Below are 19221 nucleotides of genomic sequence, written 5' to 3'. Positions count from 1 at the left end.
GATATTTAATTGAAAAAATCTACCCTCTACGCTGCACCACTTCAAACACTTTATTTTCATCACATTTTAAGGTCTTGCTTGGGTATTTTAAAAGCAAGGCATAGTCATGTGTGGCCATAAGGATGGTGTTGCCATTTTTGTTGATTTCACGCAGCACTTCCATTACCTCAATGCTGGTTTGAGGATCTAGGTTTCCAGTTGGCTCATCTGCAAGGATGAGTTCTGGTTCGTTCAATAAGGCTCTTGCAATGGCAATACGTTGTTGTTCTCCTCCAGAAAGTTCATGAGGAAATTTAAATCCCTTGGTTTTCATGCCCACTTTGTCCAATACTTTCTCGATGCGTTCGGTGATTTCATTTTTGTTTTTCCAGCCAGTTGCTTTTAAAACGAATTCCAGATTGCTATTGATGGTTCTATCCGGTAGTAATTTGAAATCCTGAAATACAATTCCAAGTTTACGTCTTAAAAAGGGAATGTCCTTTTCCTTTAGCGTTCTCAAGTCAAAATCCACGATGGAGCCTTCCCCTTTGGTAAGTTCCAAATCGCCGTAAAGCGTTTTCATAAAACTACTTTTTCCGCTTCCGGTTTTTCCAATTAAATACACAAAATCACCCTTGTGCATTTCAAAATTCACATTGCTGAGCACCATGTTTTCTCCTTGGAAAATAGAGGCGTCTTTTAATTGTAAAACCATTTCGGACATTTTGTAGTGGGGTATTTTTTAAGCGTTGTAAATGTATTGTTTTAAAATTCAAAATTCAAATTTTATGTTTTGCAAAGTCTATAGGCTGAATGTCAACTTGAATTCGTCAAACAGAAAATTGCAAATATTCAAAAAAGTAAGGGATTAGCTTCTTTTTGTAAATGTAATTTTTAATAAATCCGTTTATAATTATACGTAAAATCCGTCGTTATAGTATAAGGATTCATTTATCTTTGAACATCAAAAAAACGAACTTAATGGCTCACAAAAAAATAATCACTTTAGCAAGCTTTGCGATGCTAAACGTTTATATACAAGCACAGGAATCTTCAATTTACACCAACGATTTGGTGGATTACCAAAAAGCCCTCACACTTTACAACAACAAACAGTACCAAGCATCCCAAACATTGTTCGATCAGGTTAAGGACCAGGCCGATAATGAGCAGGTGGAATCTGATTGTGCCTATTACATCGCCAATTGTGCGGTACGATTAAATCAAAAAAATGCTGATTTTTTAATGCAGCAGTTTGTGGACAATTATCCAACGAGTACCAAGCGCAATACGGCGTTTTTGGATGTGGCCGATTACTATTTCGCCAACGGTAAATATTCGTATGCTCGCAAGTGGTATGAGCGTGTGGAAGAAAACAGTATTTCGCGTACAGAGCGCGATCGTTTCTATTTCAACTACGGGTATTCCTTGTATTCTACTAAGGAAGAGGTGGAAGCCCAAAAGTATTTGAACCGTGTGGTCAATTCAAAAACATACGGGTCACAGGCCAAGTATTATATTGGTTATATGGCCTATGAAGGAGATGATTATGATACCGCCAATGAATACTTCGACCAGGTTAGCGACCAAGAAGGTTACAAAGAAAAACTTTCCTATTACCAAGCGGATTTAAATTTCAAATTAGGAAACTTTGAAAAAGCCATTGAACTAGCCAAAGCCCAAATGGCAAAAGGTAATCGTGATGAAGTATCCGACCTTTCCAAAATCATTGGGGAGAGTTATTTCAATTTAGGACAATATGATCAAGCCATTACTTATTTAAAAGATTATAGGGGTAAAAAGGGCAAGTGGACAAATACAGATTACTATCAGTTGGGTTATGCCTATTATAAGCAAAATGATTTTGAAAGTGCCATTTCAGAGTTTAATAAAATTATAGACGGAACAAACAGTGTGGCGCAAAATGCCTATTATCATTTAGGGGAAAGTTACATCAACCTGGATAAAAAGCAGGAAGCATTAAACGCTTTCAGAAATGCATCTCAAATGGATTTCGATTTGAAAATTCAGGAAGATGCTTGGTTGAATTATGCCAAGATCAGTTACGAAATTGGAAATCCGTACCAATCCGTACCACAGGTATTGACAGGTTATTTGGAAAAGTATCCTAATACGGCTTATAAGGAAGAGGTGGAGACCTTATTGATTGACTCTTACATTACTTCAAAAAATTACGAAGAGGCTTTGGAGCTTTTGAAAGGAAAGCGCAGCTTCGAAAATAGGGTAGCGTATCAAAAAGTGACTTTTTACCGTGGAATTGAAATGTACAATGAGGCTAAGTATAACGAGGCTAAAGGTATGTTCTCCAGTTCGGCTCAAGAAGCGAAGGATCCCGTGTTCACAGCTAGGGCTATTTACTGGAAAGCGGAAACAGATTACTTGTTGAATAATTTCAACGATGCACTTATTGGCTTTAAGCAATTTTTGCAACAGGCAGAGGCCAACAATGTGCCAGAAATGGAGCATATAGACTATAACTTGGCCTATACCTATTTCAAACTGAAAAATTACCCGAAGTCTACAGAGCATTTTCAAGAATTTATCAATGCAAATAAAGATGACAAATTAAGGGTGAATGACGCTTACCTAAGACTTGGTGACGGTTATTTCGTGTCCAGCGATTACAGCAATGCCATTGCTGCTTATGATAAGGCGATTGCTCTTAAAGTTTTGGAATCGGATTATCCATTTTTCCAGAAGGCGATGAGTTATGGTTATTTGGGACAAGGTTCTAAAAAAATCCAAGAGCTTAATGCTTTTATCAATAGTTATTCTAAATCTTCGTTACGTGATGATGCCATGTACGAATTGGCTAATTCTTATGTAAAGGCAGGTGAAACCGATAAGGCTATGGCCATGTACGACCGATTGAATTCAGAATATAAAAACTCCGTTTTCGTTTCGAAATCATTATTGCGTCAGGGATTGTCTTACTACAATACCAATGACAACAATAGAGCCTTGACCAAGTTTAAAACAGTTGCCAAAGATTTTCCGAATTCGGAAGAAGCAGTGCAGGCGGTTGCGACAGCACGTTTGATTTATATTGATTTGGGACGTGTAGACGAATATGCTGAATGGGTAAGAACTCTAGATTATATTGATGTTTCCGATGCCGAGTTGGACAACACTTCATACTTAGCTGCCGAAAAGCAGTATTTGGATAATAATTCTGAAAAAGCCATCAAGCAATTCAATACATACTTGACGGAATTTCCTAATGGTATCCACGCCTTGAAATCACATTTCTATTTGGCAGAACTGTATACCAAAAAGGATTTACCAGAAAATGCCCAATCTCATTATGAATATGTGGTGGACAAACCGAAAAATGAATATACCGAGCAGGCCATGGTAAAGCTTTCTGAAATTTATTTGAATACCTCTCAATTGGATGAGGCCATTCCGTTGTTGAAGCGTTTGGAAACCGAAGCGGATTACCCTCAAAATATCACATATGCGCAATCCAACTTAATGAATGCGTACTACAAGCAGGAAAAGTATTCCGAAGCAGTAAGCTATGCCGAAAAAGTATTGTCGAATTCCAAAATTGACAATAAGGTGAAAAGTGATGCCCAGATTATTATTGCGCGTTCGGCTATTAAAACAGGAGATGAAGCCAAAGCTAAAGCGGCCTATGCCAATGTTGAAAAGATAGCAACAGGTTCCTTGGCGGCAGAGGCACTTTACTACAATGCCTATTTCAAAAATAAGGAAGGGCAGTTTGAAGCTTCCAACGCAACGGTTCAACAGTTGGCCAAAGATTACTCTAGCTACAAATATTATAGTGCTAAAGGTTTGGTGATCATGGCCAAAAACTTCTATGCTTTGGATGATGCTTTCCAAGCCACTTATATTTTGGAAAGTGTTACCAAGAATTTTGTAGAGTTTGATGATGTTGTGCAAGAAGCCCAAGAGGAATTGAACAAAATCAAAACCGAACAGGCCAAGACCAATTCATCGGTAATTTCAGAACCAGGCAACTAATTTTTCCCTCAAAACAAATAATAGATATTCATGTTCAAGCAATTTAAATATATAGTACTTACGGCCTTTACGGGAACCGTATGTCAAACCTATGCGCAGGAGCGTAAACAAACCAATGATACCATCGACACCCAAGTGGTAACTGTGGTAAAGCCTTATACACCTACCATTTCCGATGCCTTTAAAATAAAGGAAGAACCTACTTTGGATGATAAAACCACAGCTACCAAAAAGGAGGTGAAATACAATATTTTCTCTATTCCTGTGGCGTCCACGTTTACGCCTGCCAAAGGGAAAGCAGAGGCAGTGGCTAAGACCAAATCTGTAAAGTTGTATGATAATTATGCCTCTCTGGGGTTGGGGACCTATACGACCATTTTAGGGGAAGTGTATCTAAACCATAAATTGAGCAATACTGAAACGGTTGGTGGGTATTTTAGTCACCATTCGTCTCAAGGAGGCATCGATGGTTTGCTTTTGGATGACAAATTTTCCAATACTAACCTTCATGCCAATTTTACCCAAAGACAGCGCGATTATACTTGGCGTGTTGATGGAGGAGGAAAATTTCTTTCCTATAATTGGTATGGATTGCCACAACCTTATTTTGATGGAATTACCGCCAACGATTTAAATGTAAAGCATGCGTTTTATAATGCCAATGTAGGAGGTAAGATTACTTTTGATGATGCTATAGCAGAAGAGGCTAGTTTACGTTTTAGACATTTCGGTGATGACCAAGGCTCTGGTGAAAATCGGTTATTGGTAAAAGGAACTTTTGGTATTCCTGTAATGGACGAAACCATTAAAACAGAAGTAACCTTGGATTATTTGGGCGGTGCTTTTGAGAGAAACTATTATTCTGAAGACAAATTGGAATATGGGAATTTCAATGTTGGACTGGCGCCTAGCTATCAGTTGGTACAGGATGATTTAACCCTTAATTTGGGGATTGGGTTGGTGTATTTAAACAATACAAAAGATGGTGACAATAAACTGTATATCTATCCAAATATTACAGGATCCTATCGTTTGGTAGATGAGTTAATGATTGCTTTTGGAGGTATTGAAGGTCGCTTGATACAAAATACCTATGAAGATTTCGCAATGGAAAATCCATTTGTATCACCAACTTTATTGGTGGTTCCAACAGACCAACAGTATAATGCCACTTTGGGAGTAAAAGGAAAATTGACCCATACTATAGGTTATAGTGTAAGTGGAAACTATACGGCAGACAGAAACAAAGCGCTTTTTAGAGCGAACAGTGTACTGGGAGAAGCCACCGAAGATTACCAATTTGGGAATTCTTTTGGAGTGGTATATGATGATGTTAAAACCTTTTCTTTTGAAGGGGAGCTTAGCGTTGACATCAATAGAAATTTCAACCTTGGGGCTAAAGCAGCGTATTTTATGTATAATACCAAAAATCAAGATGAGGCATGGAACCTTCCAGAACTTAAGGCCTCTTTGTTCGCGGATTATCAAATTACTGAACAATGGTTTGCAGGCGCTAGCTTGTTCTATGTAGGAGAACGTAAAGATGTGTTCTTTGAAGAGGGGACTTTGGTATTACCTATTGTAGAAACCAGAACGCTTGATGGCTATTTTGATGCCAACTTACATGCAGGTTATAGGGTGAATGAAAAACTGTCTATTTTCCTTAAAGGTAATAACCTGTTCAACCGGGACTACGAACGTTGGATGCATTACCCAGTACAAGGCTTACAGATTCTTGGAGGAGCAACTTACCAGTTCGATTTTTAGGGAAATATTTTTTCGAAGAACAATTATTTTGAAGCTTCAAACCAAGCGTAAAACCTTGGATTGGAGCTTCAACTGTATTTGGTAGGTACAGTTTTTCTTCGAAAAATGGCATATTTATTGTTAATTGCATAGCGGCACTAAATCGATTATTATGAAAAAAATCTACTTTTTAGGCTTTGCAATGGTGTTGCTTAGCCTAACTTCATGCAGTAAATATGGATATGTCCGCTTAAATTATCCGCAAGCTTCAGTGGTGTCGTTACCAGATAATGTGAATGATATTGTGGTAGTGAACCGCTCTCTTACAAAGGAAGAAGACAAAAATTCAGAAGCTATTGAAGCTATCACCACAGGTGAAATAGCGGGTTCTGACAAGTTAGCTTCTGATGAGGCTATTAAAGGCGTGTTCGATGGTTTGCAGAATAAAAGTCATTTAAAGATTATTATCCCCGACACACTAAGAATGTACGGTACTGGAACGCGTCAAACGCCTGATAGATTAAGTTGGGAGAAGGTATCCCAAATCTGTAATACTGCCAATGCCGATATGCTGTTGGTCTTGGAAACTTTCGACTCTAATTCCGATCTTCTGAGGGCCGCGGTAGCAGATCAAGTAAATGCTGTGATTACCACGGGAAAACCTAGCGCTAGGTTTCCAACCCAAGCGCGAATTGATGTACGGAGTTATTGGAGGCTTTATGACCCAGCAACCCAAAATATTTCAGACCATTTTCAGCAAACCTATTTTATGGATTTTAATTTAATAAATGGTTTACCTCCACTGAATGCACTTCATGAAACTGCTTATGCAGCTGGACAAGATTATGTGTCTAGGTTTTTGCCGAGTTATTATAGAGTGAAACGAGACATGTACAAAAAAGGAAAAGGCGCTGATAAACGACAATTTGAAATGGGGTGGCGCTCTGCCGAAGTTGCCAAGTGGGATGATGCCATAGAAATTTGGAAAAATATCGTAAACGATTTTGGAAGTAAATCGGCAGGGAGAGCTGCTTTAAACATTGCTGTAGCTTATGAAGTGTTGGGAGATACCGAATTGGCTTTGGAGTGGGCCCAACGTGCTTATCGAGATTATGGAGATGATTTGAGCAGAGATTATGCTAAAACTTTACTTAGAAGAAAGAACTTGGAGTTGTAAATTAAATTTTCATTCAGCGAAAAGAAGTCTATTGGGGAAATAACAAAGATCCAATAGACTTCTTTTTTATAGTTTATTCCTCAAACTGAAGCTCTTCAATAAGAGATTGGGCTTTTTCAACATCGGTTTCATCCACTGAAATTTCAATATTTCCGAAAAGATTGGCATAAGAGGTATCTCTCTTATCAATTTCGGTAAAGGAAATAGCGTTGTCGGCTAACAAATTTTTTATAGCCATGGCTTTAACATCTGATTTTGCAGAATATACAGTAACCTGTTTCATGATTTATTGGGTTTATTGGTTGTCATTGTTTGGTTCTTGATCATAGTTTGGTTCTTCATCATTTGTTTCTTCGCTTTCATCTTCATCTACCTCCACATCGTGCCCAGGATCTCTGTGCTCAATTGGAATCACCACTTTCGGAATCTCAGTATCGTCCAAATTGGTTTCGCTTTCAGGTGGATCATGGGGTGGAGGCGTTTTATAATTGGAAACAATTTCGGGAATATTTTTTACATGGATGTCACGTTGTGGGAATGGAATTTCTATGTCGGCTTCCTTAAATTGGTTATAAACTTCAATAGAGACATCACTTTTTGCCTGAAGCCATAATTCATAGTGTACCCAAAACCGAAGTGTAAAATTCAGTGAATTATCCCCAAAGTCTACAAATAAGGCTTGTGGAGGTGGATTTTTAAGGGTGTCTTCATAGTTGCTGGCCGCTTCATATAAAATTTTAAGTACTTCATTGGGATCGGAGCTGTAAGAAGTGCCTACCAATATTTCTACACGTTTGGTGTTGTTGGAAAGTGTCCAGTTGATGAGATCGTTTGATATTAAGTTGTTGTTAGGCACTATCACTTCGGCACCTTCAAAAGTGGTAATTGAGGAAGATCTAACTCCAATCCTGTTTACGGTCCCCAAAAGGTTGTCTACTTCAACAGTATCTCCCTGTAAAATGGGGCGCTCGAATACCAAGATCAAGCCCGACACAAAATTGGAGATCACTGTTTGCAGGCCAAATCCAATCCCTAAACCTAAGGCGCCGGCCATAAGGTTGAATTTGCTCAAGTCGATTCCTAGAGATGATAAAGCCAAGATGATTCCAAATCCAATAATCAAATATCTAATCACAAGTGATATGGCCGCTGGTATGCCTTTGGGAAATTTGAAAACTCTTAATATCCCTTGGCCATCATTAATAAGAAAAGATACAATGCGGGTTAGGGCAAAGGAAATGAACAACACCACTAAAAATGAAAGGACTTCATTTAGGGTGAAGGACAAGTTGCCAAACTTATAGGGGTCGCTGGAGGTATCAGTAAAATAGGTTTGGATAGGAGCTAATTGGTCTATCATATTTAGAAAAACCAACCCCCAAATGATAATGACAGTAACTCTATTGAACTTAAGTACTTTCTTTTCGGTTTGTAGTTTTAGTTCAGGATCGAAGGAAGGCTGTACACTAAAATGCCTATGGATGATACTTAAGAAAATGGAATTGGAAATAATCAAAAGGGAATAGAACAAAATGATGAACACCCCACTTCGAGTACTAATTTTTAGAGTTAAATCTGTTAGGTTGATATATCCTAGTATGTTTGCGATTATGGAGATGCCACACAAAACATAAATTAATGGAGTCAACCGAAACAGGAATTTTCCAAAAGTTTCCATCTTCATTTTGAGGGTTTCTCTGTAGGGATGGGTAAAGGAAAATATAACTGCCATAGCCAAAACTGCTTCCATGAAAGTATACAGTCTATACTGTTGCGCATTGAACCAGACATAGGTTTTAATCGAGTCGAACACATAAAAAAATATGGCAAAATAGATAAGCTTTTTAAAGCGCTTATACATTAAAGGTCTTACTAACGCAATGGCCGAGAACAAAGAGCAAAGCGTCAAGATGTCCAAAAACAATTTTGGTGCTGGTACAAAGTAGAACCTTGCTAGTAGAAATGTTAGAAAGAAGATGGTTGCCAAATAATGTTCCTTGAGAGTGCTTTGGGCATGTTGTAAATCTGCATTCTCTTCCGTGAAGGGATATGTTGTAAAGGCCTTTTTTAAATAGAGTATAAGAAGTGTGATCAAGGCCACTAAAAACAGGAAAAGGGGAAGCAATCTTTTAAGGTTTTTTACAAAATCGAAAGTACCCAAAGTACTCTTTCTAACAGCATCAATATTTTTGGTCCCGGAGCGTTTCCAAATATTGCTAAAGGAGGTTGTCCAGATAGGGGCAAGTCGTTGATAGAACAAATTGTAAACCTCTGAATCTTTCAAAGAGGTCAGTTCTTCAATGACTTCATCAATTTCATTTAATTCCACATTAATCCTTGCCTCCATACTCAAAAAGTCATTGTTGTTTTTCAGTATGATATCCTTGAGTTTTACAACGCTGTCCCTAATGGCTACAATATTGTTTAAAATTTCGGGCGGGGCATTTTCCTCTAGGGCATTGTCGTAGGTTAAATTCCAAGTGGTTTCTGCAGGTTCAATAGTTTCGTAAAGCCTGGAGTTACGTTCTTCAAATTCGTTGATTTCAGACTGCCATATTTCCAGATATTCGCCATAGCCCTCCCATTTTATGATGAGGTTGTCAATTTTTTCACGGTTAGGGTCGGCTTTTAGAAATTTGTCAACTTCCTCTTTCTGGATTTTCAAAAACTCTTCATAAAAGGGGAACATCGAGTCTATTTCTGTGATCTTTCTGTCCTTGTTGATCTTTTTGTCAATGTTCTTGATTTCCTTGTTGGTAACCTCAATGCCTTCAATAATATGGGTAAGAGGAATGACCTTTGGCGTTTTTGTCTTTATGGAATCTGATATTACATTGGGGATTTCGGTATCCAAAATCTGTCCGTTGGTAAGGATAGGAAATATTAGAAGCGCAAGAAATACAATAGTTTTATATGTGTGCGAGGAAATTTTAAACATAAATATTGGCCATGGACTTACATAGCTAATATACTATTTTATTCCCTTAAAAAATATTTAGTTCATTGAAAATGAATGGTGTAGTTGGTGGTCTTGTAGTGTTGGATAAGAAATTTTAAAATTCAATAATATTGTAGGAATTATTGCGTTAAATGAATTGTAAACCATAAAATCACAAGCATAGAGTACAACTACGTTTTTTAATTAATCAACTTTAACCAATCAATTATGAAACGTATTCTTTTCTGTTTATGCTTTTGGGCGTTATTTATTGCCTGTGACTCGAGCGACGATGAATCCTCCAATCAATCCTCCAATTTTTATGCCTTAAAAGTTGGAAACTCTTGGGTTTATAAATACTATCAATATAGTCCTTCTCTAGACGAGTATTTAGAGACTAGTGTAGTGGATTCCGTAAGTATTGTGGGTAAGGAGCAAGTTTATGGTAATACATATTATAAATTTCGAACCTGGACTACAGGCAATGACTCTGGTAGCGCTCTTTACAATGCCAATGGAGAACATTTTGAATTGTTGCGGGACTATGAAGGAACTCTTTTACGGGATGATGGTTTTGTGAAATTTACAAATAATGATTATTCAGAACGATTGATTTGGGAAGAGGATTGGGGATCGGTTTATGAACGCTTGGTGGAAGGAACCACGGAACTTACGGTTGAAGCAGGAACATTCACATGTATCAACTCTGAAATGTACTTAATCACTGCTTCTGGTGTACAATTGCCGGGATTAGATCGTTATTATTATGCCGAAGGTATTGGTTTGGTGTTGAGTACGGTTTCATTTGTCAGTCAGCCCATACCAAATATTATTAGAAGATTAGATTCTTATAAAATTAAAAATTAATAGTTTATGAATATGAAAGCAACAGTATTCGCAATAGTGGTAATATTCCTTTTAGTGTCTTGTAGTTCGAGTGACGATTCAAGTCCTTCGCCTGAAGACTTTTATGCATTAAAAGAGGGGAATTCTTGGGTCTATAAGAATTATAAGTATAATACAACATCTCAAGCATATGAGGATACTGGCATTATAGATTCTGTATCCATAGTTGGTACAAAGCATATTTATGGGGATTCTTATTTTGAGTTTAGAACAAAGACAACGGGAAATGATGCAGAGATAACTTACTGTAATCCCAACGGAGAGCACTTTGAATATTTAAGGGCTTATAAAGGCTCACTTATAGACCAGGATAACAGTATCAAATTTGTAAACAACAATTTTGATGAAATTCTGGTTAGGGAATTGGAAGGTTTTGGTTCCTATTATATTCGAGTTGATGAAAACCCTGTTTTGGTTGATGTAGAATCAGGAAGTTTTGAATGTTTGAAAATGGAGTATTATTTGAAGTATGATGAAGATGAAACTATGTATAAGGGTAAAGTTAACTATTACTATGCCGAAGGAATAGGTTTGGTAAAGGATACGCCATCACATGTAGCTCTAGACATTCCTGCCATAGAAAGACGATTGGTTTCCTATCATTTGGAATAATTTAAATCATTTTTTTGAAAAGGGCATTCACTTAAAGAGTCTCCCCAAAAACTCTTGAATGCTCTTTTGGTTTTCAGTGATAAGCGCTTCTTTGGCCTGTACAAATTCTAGATGGGGTTTGTCCTGTGACAGTTTGAATTTACCCTCCCAATGGGTAATGTCTATCTCAAAACCACTTACGTAGTTAATGAGTTGCTCCATCCTTGGATTGTCCTGTTCCAAAATGTATTTGTGATCTGGAGCTTCTAAAAAATGGGTCATGGCTACCATGGAGTCCTTGATGGCATTTGCATCTGAAATTTCAATGGCATTTCCTTGAATATGAACAAAAATATAATTCCATGTTGGTAATTGTTCCGACTCAAAATTGCTGGGCGATATGTAGGCCTGTGGTCCTGAAAAAATAGCGGTTACGGGCTGATTGTTTTTTAGAAGTTTGGCTTGTGGATTTTGTTTGTCCAAATGGCCAATGAGTTTACCGTCTTTATAGACCAACGGGATATGAGTAACTATTGGACGGTTGTTTTCTACAGAAATTACCGTGGCCAAGGGGTATGCTTTTATCACTTCAAGCAAATGAGGTAAAGAGCTGTCCCGATATGTTTTTGGAGGATAGGCCATAAACCGTTATACTCCAAATTGTGTAAAGTGATGATCTAAATGTTTATACTGCATCATGCCCCACTGTTCGGGGGTAAAGGTACCAAAATAGGGGTGCACTGGCCAAGTGGTTTGGTCTTTTTTAGCATGGAATTCGTTGATGAGGTCTATCAGTTCTTTTTTGGAGCTGCTGAAATTGGTGTCTTGGGTAATTTTGTATTCCTTGGTGGTTGGCAGCCCTTTTTTCCAGGGTTTGTCATCGTATAGGGAACTTCTGAAAAATGACAACATTAACTTCATCATAAAATTAGGTTTTTTCAGTTTAAGTTTCCCCAACGACACTTTTAAAGGGCCACAACAGTGAGCAAACATTTTGGCAGCATTCATCTCTCCCCAAAGCGGAATGCTATGTTCTTGAATGTTATCTATGCGCTCTAAAATTTCTGTATGTGCCGAAGTGTCAAAAAGGGATTTCATAATAAGGTTTAAAGGTATCGGGTAAATTTACAATAAAAAGGATTTCAAAGATTGTCAGTCAAAATTTATTGTGCCTTAAAGTTTGATTTACTTTATGTAAATTTAAGGAACACTAACCCTTAAGTTTTATTATGCAGAATAACCAACCATCATTCTCCATTAAAAACTGGTCGCAAGACGACCAACCCCGCGAAAAATTACGAGATAAAGGAAAATCGGTATTGAGTGATTCCGAATTACTTGCTATTTTGATAGGTTCTGGAAGCAGAAGTGAAAGCGCCGTGGAACTCTGCAAGCGTATTTTGGCAAGCGTTGACAACAATTTAAATGACCTTGGGAAATTGAGCATCACTCAGCTTATGGAGTTCAAAGGGATTGGTGAGGCCAAAGCTATTAGTATTGTTGCGGCTATGGAATTGGGAAGACGACGAAGAGGGGAGGAAGCCTTGGAAAAACAAAAAATACTCTCCAGCGCTTCTGTGTTTGAACTTATGCAGCCTATTGTGGGAGAGTTGCCCCATGAAGAGTTTTGGATACTATATCTCAATAATTCAAATAAGGTAATTCAGAAAAATTTGTTAAGTAAAGGTGGAATCACGGGAACCTTGGTGGATGTGCGACTGGTTTTAAAAACGGCACTTCAGGTGGGAGCTACAGGACTTATTTTAGTTCACAACCATCCTTCTGGGACTTTGGTGGCTAGCGAAGCCGATAAACAAATCACCCAAAAATTAAAGCAGGCAAGTTCTAGTTTGGATATTAAAGTACTGGATCATTTAATCATTACCGAAAGAGCCTATTTTAGTTTCGCCGATGAAGGCATTCTATAAAATTAAATTTATGGGAAGATGCTGCCAATGGACTTTCGGAATTTCTTATTTTTGGTTGACAACACCGGTTGAGGCCTTCCAATACTATTTATGCTATTAGTCTATACCCATAAAATAACCCCGCGTCTAACTTATACTTTCAAGCATATTTGCACCAGGATTTTAGGGGTTCCTGTTGGCTTTACCACTACTATCGAAGAATTTATTGCCCATGAGGACATTAAGATGTCATATACCAAACAACCTTTGGGCAATGAAATTTTCATAAGGAGCCATGAACTGTTGTTTGAGCAGGGCTTGAGTGATGTAGACATTAATGTGATGGATTGGGAGGATACCAAATGCTTTTTTACTTCTAGTGATAAAAGCAGCCTGCCGTTCGATATTTTTGCGGCAGCATTCTACCTACTGTGTCGTTATGAGGAATATTTGCCACATGTTAAAGATCCTTATGGAAGGTTTGTGGCTAAGGAAAGTCTGGCCTATAAAAACGGTTTTCTCAACCAACCGGTTATCGACATTTGGGCCTATAAATTCAAGGCGGTCATTCAAGGTCAATTCGAGTCGTTTCAGTTTCCAGAACGGAGCTATAAGGTGCAGCCAGTAATAGACGTTCCCATGGCCTATTATTACAAGCAAAAAGGTTTACTGAGGACCATAGGAGGAACTATGAGTGATTTGTTTCGCTTCAAACTGAAAAGTGTCTACACCCGTTTTTTAGTAATGTTTGGTTTTAAACGTGATCCCTATGATAACTTCAAATGGATCATCAACAGACAAAAACAATTTAAGGAAAGGTTCATTGTGTTCTTTTTGATAGGGGATTTTTCTACTTACGATAAAAATATCAATGTAAACAAGAAGAAGTTTATGTCCCTTATCAAATCTGTTGCAGATTATTGCAAGGTAGGGCTCAAGGTTTCCTATTTTGCTTTGGACAATAATGAAGCTCTTAAAAAAGAAAAGGCAAAAATGGAGGCCATTACCAATTACAATTTAGAAGCCTCTAGGAATTCTTTTTCAAAAATCAATTTACCCGAAACCTACAGAAGCTTGATAGAATTGGAAGTGAAACAAGACTTTACCATGGGGTATATTAATGAATTGGGGTTTAGGGCCAGTACCTGTACACCCTTTCAGTTTTATGATCTGGATTATGAAATCCAAACGCCTTTGCAGATTAATTCCTTTCATTGTATTGATTTTGCACTTTTAAAAAAGCAGTCATTTTTAGATAAGAAAGAAGAATTGCAGCGGTTAATGCACAGTGTGCAAAAAGTAAACGGTACATTTACTCCAATTTTCCACAACTATACGTTTAGTGAGGACCATAGATGGAAAGGATTTAGGGAATTGTTTAATATTGTTTTGGATTCTGTAAATGAAGCTTCATAAAATCAAGCACGTATTTTTTGATTTGGATCATACCCTTTGGGATTTTGACCGGAATTCTGCCTTGACTTTTGAGAAAATATTTCAAATTCATGGGTTGAAAGCACCGTTGGATAGGTTTTTACTGGTGTACAACAAAGTGAACCGTAATTATTGGAAACTCTACAGGCATGAAAAGATAGATAAAGAAAAGTTGCGTTACGGTAGGTTGCGTGACACATTTGATAGCATTGAATTTGATGTGTCTGATGAACTTATTTTGCAAATTTCGGTAGATTATATTACCTATTTAACCACATTTAATCACGTATATGAAGGTGCTTTGGAAATCTTGGATTATTTAAAACCCAACTATGAACTCCATATCATAACCAACGGTTTTAAGGAAGCCCAAAATAAAAAAATGAATGGTTCTAAAATGGGGCATTTTTTCAAGACCATGACCAATGCAGAAGTGGTAGGGGTTAAGAAGCCTAATCCGGAGATTTTTGAGTTTGCCCTAAATGAAGCCAAGGCTAAACCAGAAGAGAGTATCATGGTGGGAGATAGTTTTGAAGCAGATGTACAGGGCGCAATGGAAGTAGGCTTAGATGCTATTTTTTTCAATTGCAGGAACGAATACGTAGAGAAAACTGTAAAACAAGTAACGCATCTTATTCAATTAAAAAACTATCTTTAGGCTATATTAAGCAAGCTTATAATTCATAAAAAAGAATACAATGAACTTTTATAAACGTCTTTTATTACTGGTATCCATCAACTTGTTTGCATTTGGGAGCTTTGCTCAAGATGCCGTAAATAATTATAAATATATCATCATTCCAACGAAATATGAATTTCTAAAGGCAAATGATGAATATCAATTAAATTCATTGACCAAGTTTCTATTCAATAAATACGGTTTTACGGCTTTTTTCAACAATGAGACACTTCCTGCAGATTTGCAGTCTAACAGGTGTTTGGCTTTGTATGCCAATGTTACGCAAATAAAAGGTGGGCTTTTCAAGACGAAATTGCAGATAGATTTAAAGAATTGTGATGGTAAGGTAATTGAATCATCCCAAGTAGGGGAGTCTAGGGAAAAATCATACGATACAGCATATACCATGGCCCTAAGGGATGCCTTTGAAACTTTTCAATATATGGGCTATGTATATGAGCCAGTGTCTGGGGCAAGTCAATCAGTCGTGCCCGTAACAGAGACTACTCCGGTTACTTCAAATACTGTAAAAGAAAATACCACGACTGTAGCAGCCTCGGCTTCGGTGAGCAATACTGTTAAATCTACTCCATCAGCAGTAGGGGAAACGGAAACCTTATATGCACAGGCTTTGGATAAAGGATATCAATTGGTAGATAGAACTCCAAAGGTTGTTATGGTTCTATTGGAAACTTCCAAAGCGGATGTATTTGTTGTAAAAGGTAGCGATGCTATTGTGTACAAGGAAAACGGGACCTGGTACTATTCCCATAACGATGGCACATCGGTGAATTCCAAAACCTTAAATATTAAATTTTAGTACCCGTATTTATCTTTCCAACGTTGTTTTAGAAACTCACGTTGAGATTGTTCCCTGGCATTGCTGCCGGGCTCGTAGAGCCGAGTGTTTTTAATTTCTTCAGGCATAAACTCTTGAGCTGCGAAATTGTTCTCGTAATTATGTGCGTATTGGTAGTCTTCACCGTAACCTAACTCTTTCATAAGTTTGGTAGGCGCATTTCTTATGGATAATGGCACCGACAAATCGCCTGTTTGTCTCACAAGTTGCTGAGCTTGGCCTATAGCTTGGTAGGAAGCGTTACTTTTAGGGGAGGTGGCCAAATAAATAGTGCACTGACTTAAAATTATACGCGATTCCGGGTAGCCAATTGTAGAAACCGCCTGAAAGGAATTGTTGGCAATAACAAGCGCAGTTGGGTTGGCATTGCCAATATCTTCACTGGCCAAAATAAGAAGTCGGCGGGCAATGAATTTAACATCTTCACCGCCTTCAATCATTCTTGCCAACCAATACACGGCAGCATTGGGATCGCTTCCCCTTATGGATTTTATAAAGGCTGAAATAATGTCGTAATGCTGTTCGCCGGTTTTGTCATAACGAACCGTATTGTTCTGAACTTTCTTAAATACATCGTCATTAGTAATAACAATGTCCTGATCTTCTCCAAAAGAAGAGACAATGAGTTCAAAAATATTGAGAAGCTTACGCCCATCACCACCTGAAAGCCGAATTAAAGCTTCCGTTTCTTTGAGTTGGATATTTTTGGAGGATAAAATGGTGTCTTCATGCATGGCTCTATTAAGAAGCGCTTCTAAATCCTCTTTGCTGAAAGAATTCAATACATAAACCTGACAGCGCGAAATAAGTGCGGGAATCACTTCAAAACTGGGGTTTTCTGTAGTGGCACCAATAAGGGTTACCCAGCCTTTTTCTACAGCCTGTAACAGGGAATCCTGCTGCGATTTACTGAACCGGTGGATCTCATCAATAAACAAGATTGGGTTTTTGGTAGTGAACAATCCTCCGCTTTGTTTGGCTTTCTCTATGACTTCCCGTACATCTTTCACTCCAGAACTAATGGCACTTAAGGTATAGAATGGGCGGTCTGATTCGTTGGCAATAATATTGGCCAAGGTAGTTTTTCCTGTGCCTGGAGGGCCCCAAAAAATCATGGAGGGGATAACGCCGTTTCTCAATTGCTGTGCAAGAGCGCCTTGCTCACCAACCAAATGGGTTTGACTAAGGTACTCTTTAAGGTGCTTGGGTCTGAGTCGTTCTGCTAAAGGTTCATTCATAGCGGTAAAATTACAAAATTGAGAGGCAAGTTTGTAAAGAGGACTTGATTCAATTTTTCAATTCAACTGAATAGTAAAAAGATGACAATATTTCATTAAACCTAGAAATGGTTAGTATTTTGACAAGAATATTTTAAATTTAAGTATGGACAATTCTCAACAGTTTAAATATTCAACGGGAGTCGTTGCTTACCCCATATTTATGGTACTGGCACTTTGGATTGTGTTTTGGCTTCAGGTGCGGTTTTTTCACGGGATTAAAAACTTTGGTGTCTATCCCATGACTTTTAAAGGATTGAGGGGTATTCTGTTCAGTCCCTTTATCCATTCGGATATTAAGCATCTGTACCACAACAGTCTTCCGTTTTTAATCTTGTCCATGTCCTTGTTCTATTTCTACAGAAAAATAGCATGGAAGGTCTTGTTTTATGGTATTCTACTGTCGGGCTTTATAACATGGTGCATTGGTAGGCCAGCAAACCATATTGGTGCTAGTGGATTGATTTATGTTTTGGTAAGCTTTATTTTTTTTAAGGGGGTTTTTGCCAAATATTACAGGTTGGTGGCACTTTCCTTTTTGATTGTTTTTCTATATGGAAGTATGATTTGGTATGTGTTTCCGGGAGAGAGGGGAATGTCTTGGGAAGGCCATTTGGCAGGTTTAGTTACTGGATTTGTATTTGCCCTGCTATTTAGAAAAACCATTGCAAAGCCGGAACGTTATGTGTGGCAACAACCGGATTATAACGAGGATGACGACCCATTTCTCAAACATTTTGATGAAAATGGTAATTTCATTGAGCTTAAGGAAGAGGAAGATGAACCTGAAGAAACTCTAGAAAATCTCTCAAAGGATAGTCATGTAAAGATTGTCTATGATTTTAAAGAAAGCCCCACAGAGGATTAACGTCTTTGGCGAATAGCTTCATATAAAAAAGCACCACATGCCACGGAAACGTTTAGTGACTCAATCTCTCCCAAAATAGGAAGTTTAGCTTTTTCATCCACGACACTCAATACCGAAGGATTGATCCCTTTGCCTTCAGAACCCATGATTATGGCACAAGGTTCTGTAAAAGAGACATCGTAAAGGGTTTGGTCTGTTTTTTCTGTAGCCGCAATCACTTTGATGCCGGAAGCCTGCATATAGAATACAGCATCCTTTATGTGGTCTACTTTACAAATAGGCATTTTAAAAATGGCACCAGCACTGGTTTTTACGGTATCACCGTTTACAGGCGCCCCTCCTTTTTTTTGTATAATGATTCCAGAAACCCCTGTGCATTCTGCTGTTCTCACAATGGCTCCAAAGTTACGGACATCACTCAATTGGTCGAGTAGGAGAAAGAGCGGTGTTTTGCCTGATTCCATTACTTCTATTACCAATTCCTCCAAGTCATAGAAGGTAATTGGAGCAATTTGTGCGATGACTCCCTGATGGTTTTTCTTGGAGAGTCTATTGAGCTTTTCAACAGGGACATATGAAGTATTTAAACGCTCTTTTTTTAGAAGTTGTTCCAATTCGGAAAACAAATCTCCCCGAAGTCCTTTTTGAATAAAAACCTTGTCGATGTTCTCGCCGGATTTAATAGCTTCAATAACAGCTCTAATCCCAAAAATAGTAGTCTCTTTTTCCATTGGGGCAAAGGTATGAAAAAGCAGTTTCACAAAATGCATTGTATAAAATAAATAGTTGGAGCAATTCATAAAAAAACCACCTCTATGAGGTGGTTTTAAAAGACTAACTATAATAATTGGT

Annotated in this window: 17 protein-coding genes; 10 read left to right on the top strand and 7 right to left on the bottom strand. The window is 37.9% G+C overall.

Annotated elements, in window-relative coordinates:
* Positions 1-19: 19 nt before the first annotated feature.
* Positions 20-703, bottom strand: a complete 684-nt coding sequence (locus tag ZA05_RS09510) for a cell division ATP-binding protein FtsE (RefSeq protein ID WP_053991458.1) — start codon at positions 701-703, stop codon at positions 20-22.
* A 257-nt stretch (positions 704-960) separates the two neighbouring features.
* Between ZA05_RS09510 and ZA05_RS09505 the strand changes: the two genes are divergently transcribed.
* From ZA05_RS09505 to ZA05_RS09495, 3 genes are all read left to right on the top strand, one after another.
* On the top strand, positions 961-3987 hold the full coding sequence (locus ZA05_RS09505) for a tetratricopeptide repeat protein (RefSeq protein WP_053991457.1): 3027 nt from the start codon (positions 961-963) through the stop codon (positions 3985-3987).
* Positions 3988-4017: 30 nt separating this feature from the next.
* Positions 4018-5754: a TonB-dependent receptor gene (locus tag ZA05_RS09500; protein ID WP_053991456.1), complete on the top strand. Its 1737-nt coding sequence runs from the start codon at positions 4018-4020 to the stop codon at positions 5752-5754.
* A gap of 151 nt (positions 5755-5905) precedes the next feature.
* Entirely contained in the window at positions 5906-6910 is a 1005-nt protein-coding gene (locus tag ZA05_RS09495) for a DUF6340 family protein (protein ID WP_053991455.1), read from the top strand.
* Positions 6911-6983: 73 nt separating this feature from the next.
* Here the strand turns inward: ZA05_RS09495 and ZA05_RS09490 are convergent, their stop codons facing one another.
* Both ZA05_RS09490 and ZA05_RS09485 read right to left on the bottom strand, forming a co-directional pair.
* Positions 6984-7193 (bottom strand): putative signal transducing protein, encoded by a 210-nt coding sequence (locus ZA05_RS09490; RefSeq protein ID WP_053991454.1) that lies wholly within the window; start codon positions 7191-7193, stop codon positions 6984-6986.
* 12 nt (positions 7194-7205) lie between these two features.
* The gene (locus tag ZA05_RS09485; protein ID WP_053991453.1) at positions 7206-9848 is read right to left on the bottom strand and encodes a mechanosensitive ion channel family protein; all 2643 of its coding nucleotides are present in this window, start codon (positions 9846-9848) and stop codon (positions 7206-7208) included.
* A 228-nt stretch (positions 9849-10076) separates the two neighbouring features.
* Between ZA05_RS09485 and ZA05_RS09480 the strand changes: the two genes are divergently transcribed.
* Positions 10077-10715, top strand: a complete 639-nt coding sequence (locus ZA05_RS09480; RefSeq protein WP_053991452.1) for a hypothetical protein — start codon at positions 10077-10079, stop codon at positions 10713-10715.
* A gap of 12 nt (positions 10716-10727) precedes the next feature.
* A complete protein-coding gene (locus ZA05_RS09475) occupies positions 10728-11366 on the top strand; it encodes a hypothetical protein (RefSeq protein WP_053991451.1) in 639 nt (212 codons plus the stop codon).
* A 27-nt stretch (positions 11367-11393) separates the two neighbouring features.
* Here ZA05_RS09475 and ZA05_RS09470 read toward each other — a convergent pair whose 3' ends face one another.
* Both ZA05_RS09470 and ZA05_RS09465 read right to left on the bottom strand, forming a co-directional pair.
* On the bottom strand, positions 11394-11987 hold the full coding sequence (locus ZA05_RS09470) for an FMN-binding negative transcriptional regulator (protein ID WP_053991450.1): 594 nt from the start codon (positions 11985-11987) through the stop codon (positions 11394-11396).
* A 6-nt stretch (positions 11988-11993) separates the two neighbouring features.
* Positions 11994-12443 carry a DUF1569 domain-containing protein gene (locus tag ZA05_RS09465; RefSeq protein ID WP_053991449.1) on the bottom strand — a complete coding sequence of 150 codons (450 nt, stop codon included), beginning with the start codon at positions 12441-12443 and terminating at the stop codon, positions 11994-11996.
* A 131-nt stretch (positions 12444-12574) separates the two neighbouring features.
* On the opposite strand from ZA05_RS09465, the gene radC reads away from it, so the two are divergent.
* The 4 genes from radC (at position 12575) to ZA05_RS09445 (ending at position 16185) form a co-directional block, all read left to right on the top strand.
* A complete protein-coding gene (gene radC, locus ZA05_RS09460; protein ID WP_053991448.1) occupies positions 12575-13273 on the top strand; it encodes a DNA repair protein RadC in 699 nt (232 codons plus the stop codon).
* A gap of 90 nt (positions 13274-13363) precedes the next feature.
* The gene (locus ZA05_RS09455) at positions 13364-14668 is read left to right on the top strand and encodes a polysaccharide deacetylase family protein (protein ID WP_053991447.1); all 1305 of its coding nucleotides are present in this window, start codon (positions 13364-13366) and stop codon (positions 14666-14668) included.
* Complete coding sequence (locus tag ZA05_RS09450) at positions 14655-15344, top strand: YjjG family noncanonical pyrimidine nucleotidase (RefSeq protein ID WP_053991446.1); 690 nt, start codon at positions 14655-14657, stop codon at positions 15342-15344. Before ZA05_RS09455 ends, ZA05_RS09450 begins: the two co-directional genes overlap by 14 nt.
* 40 nt (positions 15345-15384) lie before the next feature.
* Entirely contained in the window at positions 15385-16185 is an 801-nt protein-coding gene (locus tag ZA05_RS09445) for a hypothetical protein (RefSeq protein WP_053991445.1), read from the top strand.
* Here ZA05_RS09445 and ZA05_RS09440 read toward each other — a convergent pair.
* Positions 16182-17462, bottom strand: a complete 1281-nt coding sequence (locus tag ZA05_RS09440; RefSeq protein ID WP_053991444.1) for a replication-associated recombination protein A — start codon at positions 17460-17462, stop codon at positions 16182-16184. The genes ZA05_RS09445 and ZA05_RS09440 overlap by 4 nt on opposite strands.
* Before the next feature lie 145 nt (positions 17463-17607).
* Here ZA05_RS09440 and ZA05_RS09435 point away from each other — a divergent pair, with 145 nt between their 5' ends.
* Positions 17608-18369 carry a rhomboid family intramembrane serine protease gene (locus ZA05_RS09435; protein WP_053991443.1) on the top strand — a complete coding sequence of 254 codons (762 nt, stop codon included), beginning with the start codon at positions 17608-17610 and terminating at the stop codon, positions 18367-18369.
* On the opposite strand, the gene rlmB is transcribed toward ZA05_RS09435, so the two are convergent.
* Positions 18366-19100, bottom strand: a complete 735-nt coding sequence (gene rlmB, locus ZA05_RS09430; protein WP_053991654.1) for a 23S rRNA (guanosine(2251)-2'-O)-methyltransferase RlmB — start codon at positions 19098-19100, stop codon at positions 18366-18368. The two genes, ZA05_RS09435 and rlmB, sit on opposite strands and share 4 nt — an antisense overlap.
* Positions 19101-19221 lie beyond the last annotated feature (121 nt).

Origin of the sequence: Mangrovimonas sp. TPBH4, from assembly GCF_001280505.1 — a bacterium.
Taxonomy (GTDB): domain Bacteria; phylum Bacteroidota; class Bacteroidia; order Flavobacteriales; family Flavobacteriaceae; genus Mangrovimonas_A.
This window is presented reverse-complemented; position numbering and strand designations above follow the sequence as displayed.

Coding starts and splice junctions, on each gene's coding strand:
- ZA05_RS09510 (WP_053991458.1), bottom strand. CDS start 703: ATGTCCGAAATGGTTTTACAATTAAAAGACGCCTCTATTTTCCAAGGA.
- ZA05_RS09505 (WP_053991457.1), top strand. CDS start 961: ATGGCTCACAAAAAAATAATCACTTTAGCAAGCTTTGCGATGCTAAAC.
- ZA05_RS09500 (WP_053991456.1), top strand. CDS start 4,018: ATGTTCAAGCAATTTAAATATATAGTACTTACGGCCTTTACGGGAACC.
- ZA05_RS09495 (WP_053991455.1), top strand. CDS start 5,906: ATGAAAAAAATCTACTTTTTAGGCTTTGCAATGGTGTTGCTTAGCCTA.
- ZA05_RS09490 (WP_053991454.1), bottom strand. CDS start 7,193: ATGAAACAGGTTACTGTATATTCTGCAAAATCAGATGTTAAAGCCATG.
- ZA05_RS09485 (WP_053991453.1), bottom strand. CDS start 9,848: ATGTTTAAAATTTCCTCGCACACATATAAAACTATTGTATTTCTTGCG.
- ZA05_RS09480 (WP_053991452.1), top strand. CDS start 10,077: ATGAAACGTATTCTTTTCTGTTTATGCTTTTGGGCGTTATTTATTGCC.
- ZA05_RS09475 (WP_053991451.1), top strand. CDS start 10,728: ATGAAAGCAACAGTATTCGCAATAGTGGTAATATTCCTTTTAGTGTCT.
- ZA05_RS09470 (WP_053991450.1), bottom strand. CDS start 11,987: ATGGCCTATCCTCCAAAAACATATCGGGACAGCTCTTTACCTCATTTG.
- ZA05_RS09465 (WP_053991449.1), bottom strand. CDS start 12,443: ATGAAATCCCTTTTTGACACTTCGGCACATACAGAAATTTTAGAGCGC.
- radC (WP_053991448.1), top strand. CDS start 12,575: ATGCAGAATAACCAACCATCATTCTCCATTAAAAACTGGTCGCAAGAC.
- ZA05_RS09455 (WP_053991447.1), top strand. CDS start 13,364: ATGCTATTAGTCTATACCCATAAAATAACCCCGCGTCTAACTTATACT.
- ZA05_RS09450 (WP_053991446.1), top strand. CDS start 14,655: ATGAAGCTTCATAAAATCAAGCACGTATTTTTTGATTTGGATCATACC.
- ZA05_RS09445 (WP_053991445.1), top strand. CDS start 15,385: ATGAACTTTTATAAACGTCTTTTATTACTGGTATCCATCAACTTGTTT.
- ZA05_RS09440 (WP_053991444.1), bottom strand. CDS start 17,462: ATGAATGAACCTTTAGCAGAACGACTCAGACCCAAGCACCTTAAAGAG.
- ZA05_RS09435 (WP_053991443.1), top strand. CDS start 17,608: ATGGACAATTCTCAACAGTTTAAATATTCAACGGGAGTCGTTGCTTAC.
- rlmB (WP_053991654.1), bottom strand. CDS start 19,100: ATGGAAAAAGAGACTACTATTTTTGGGATTAGAGCTGTTATTGAAGCT.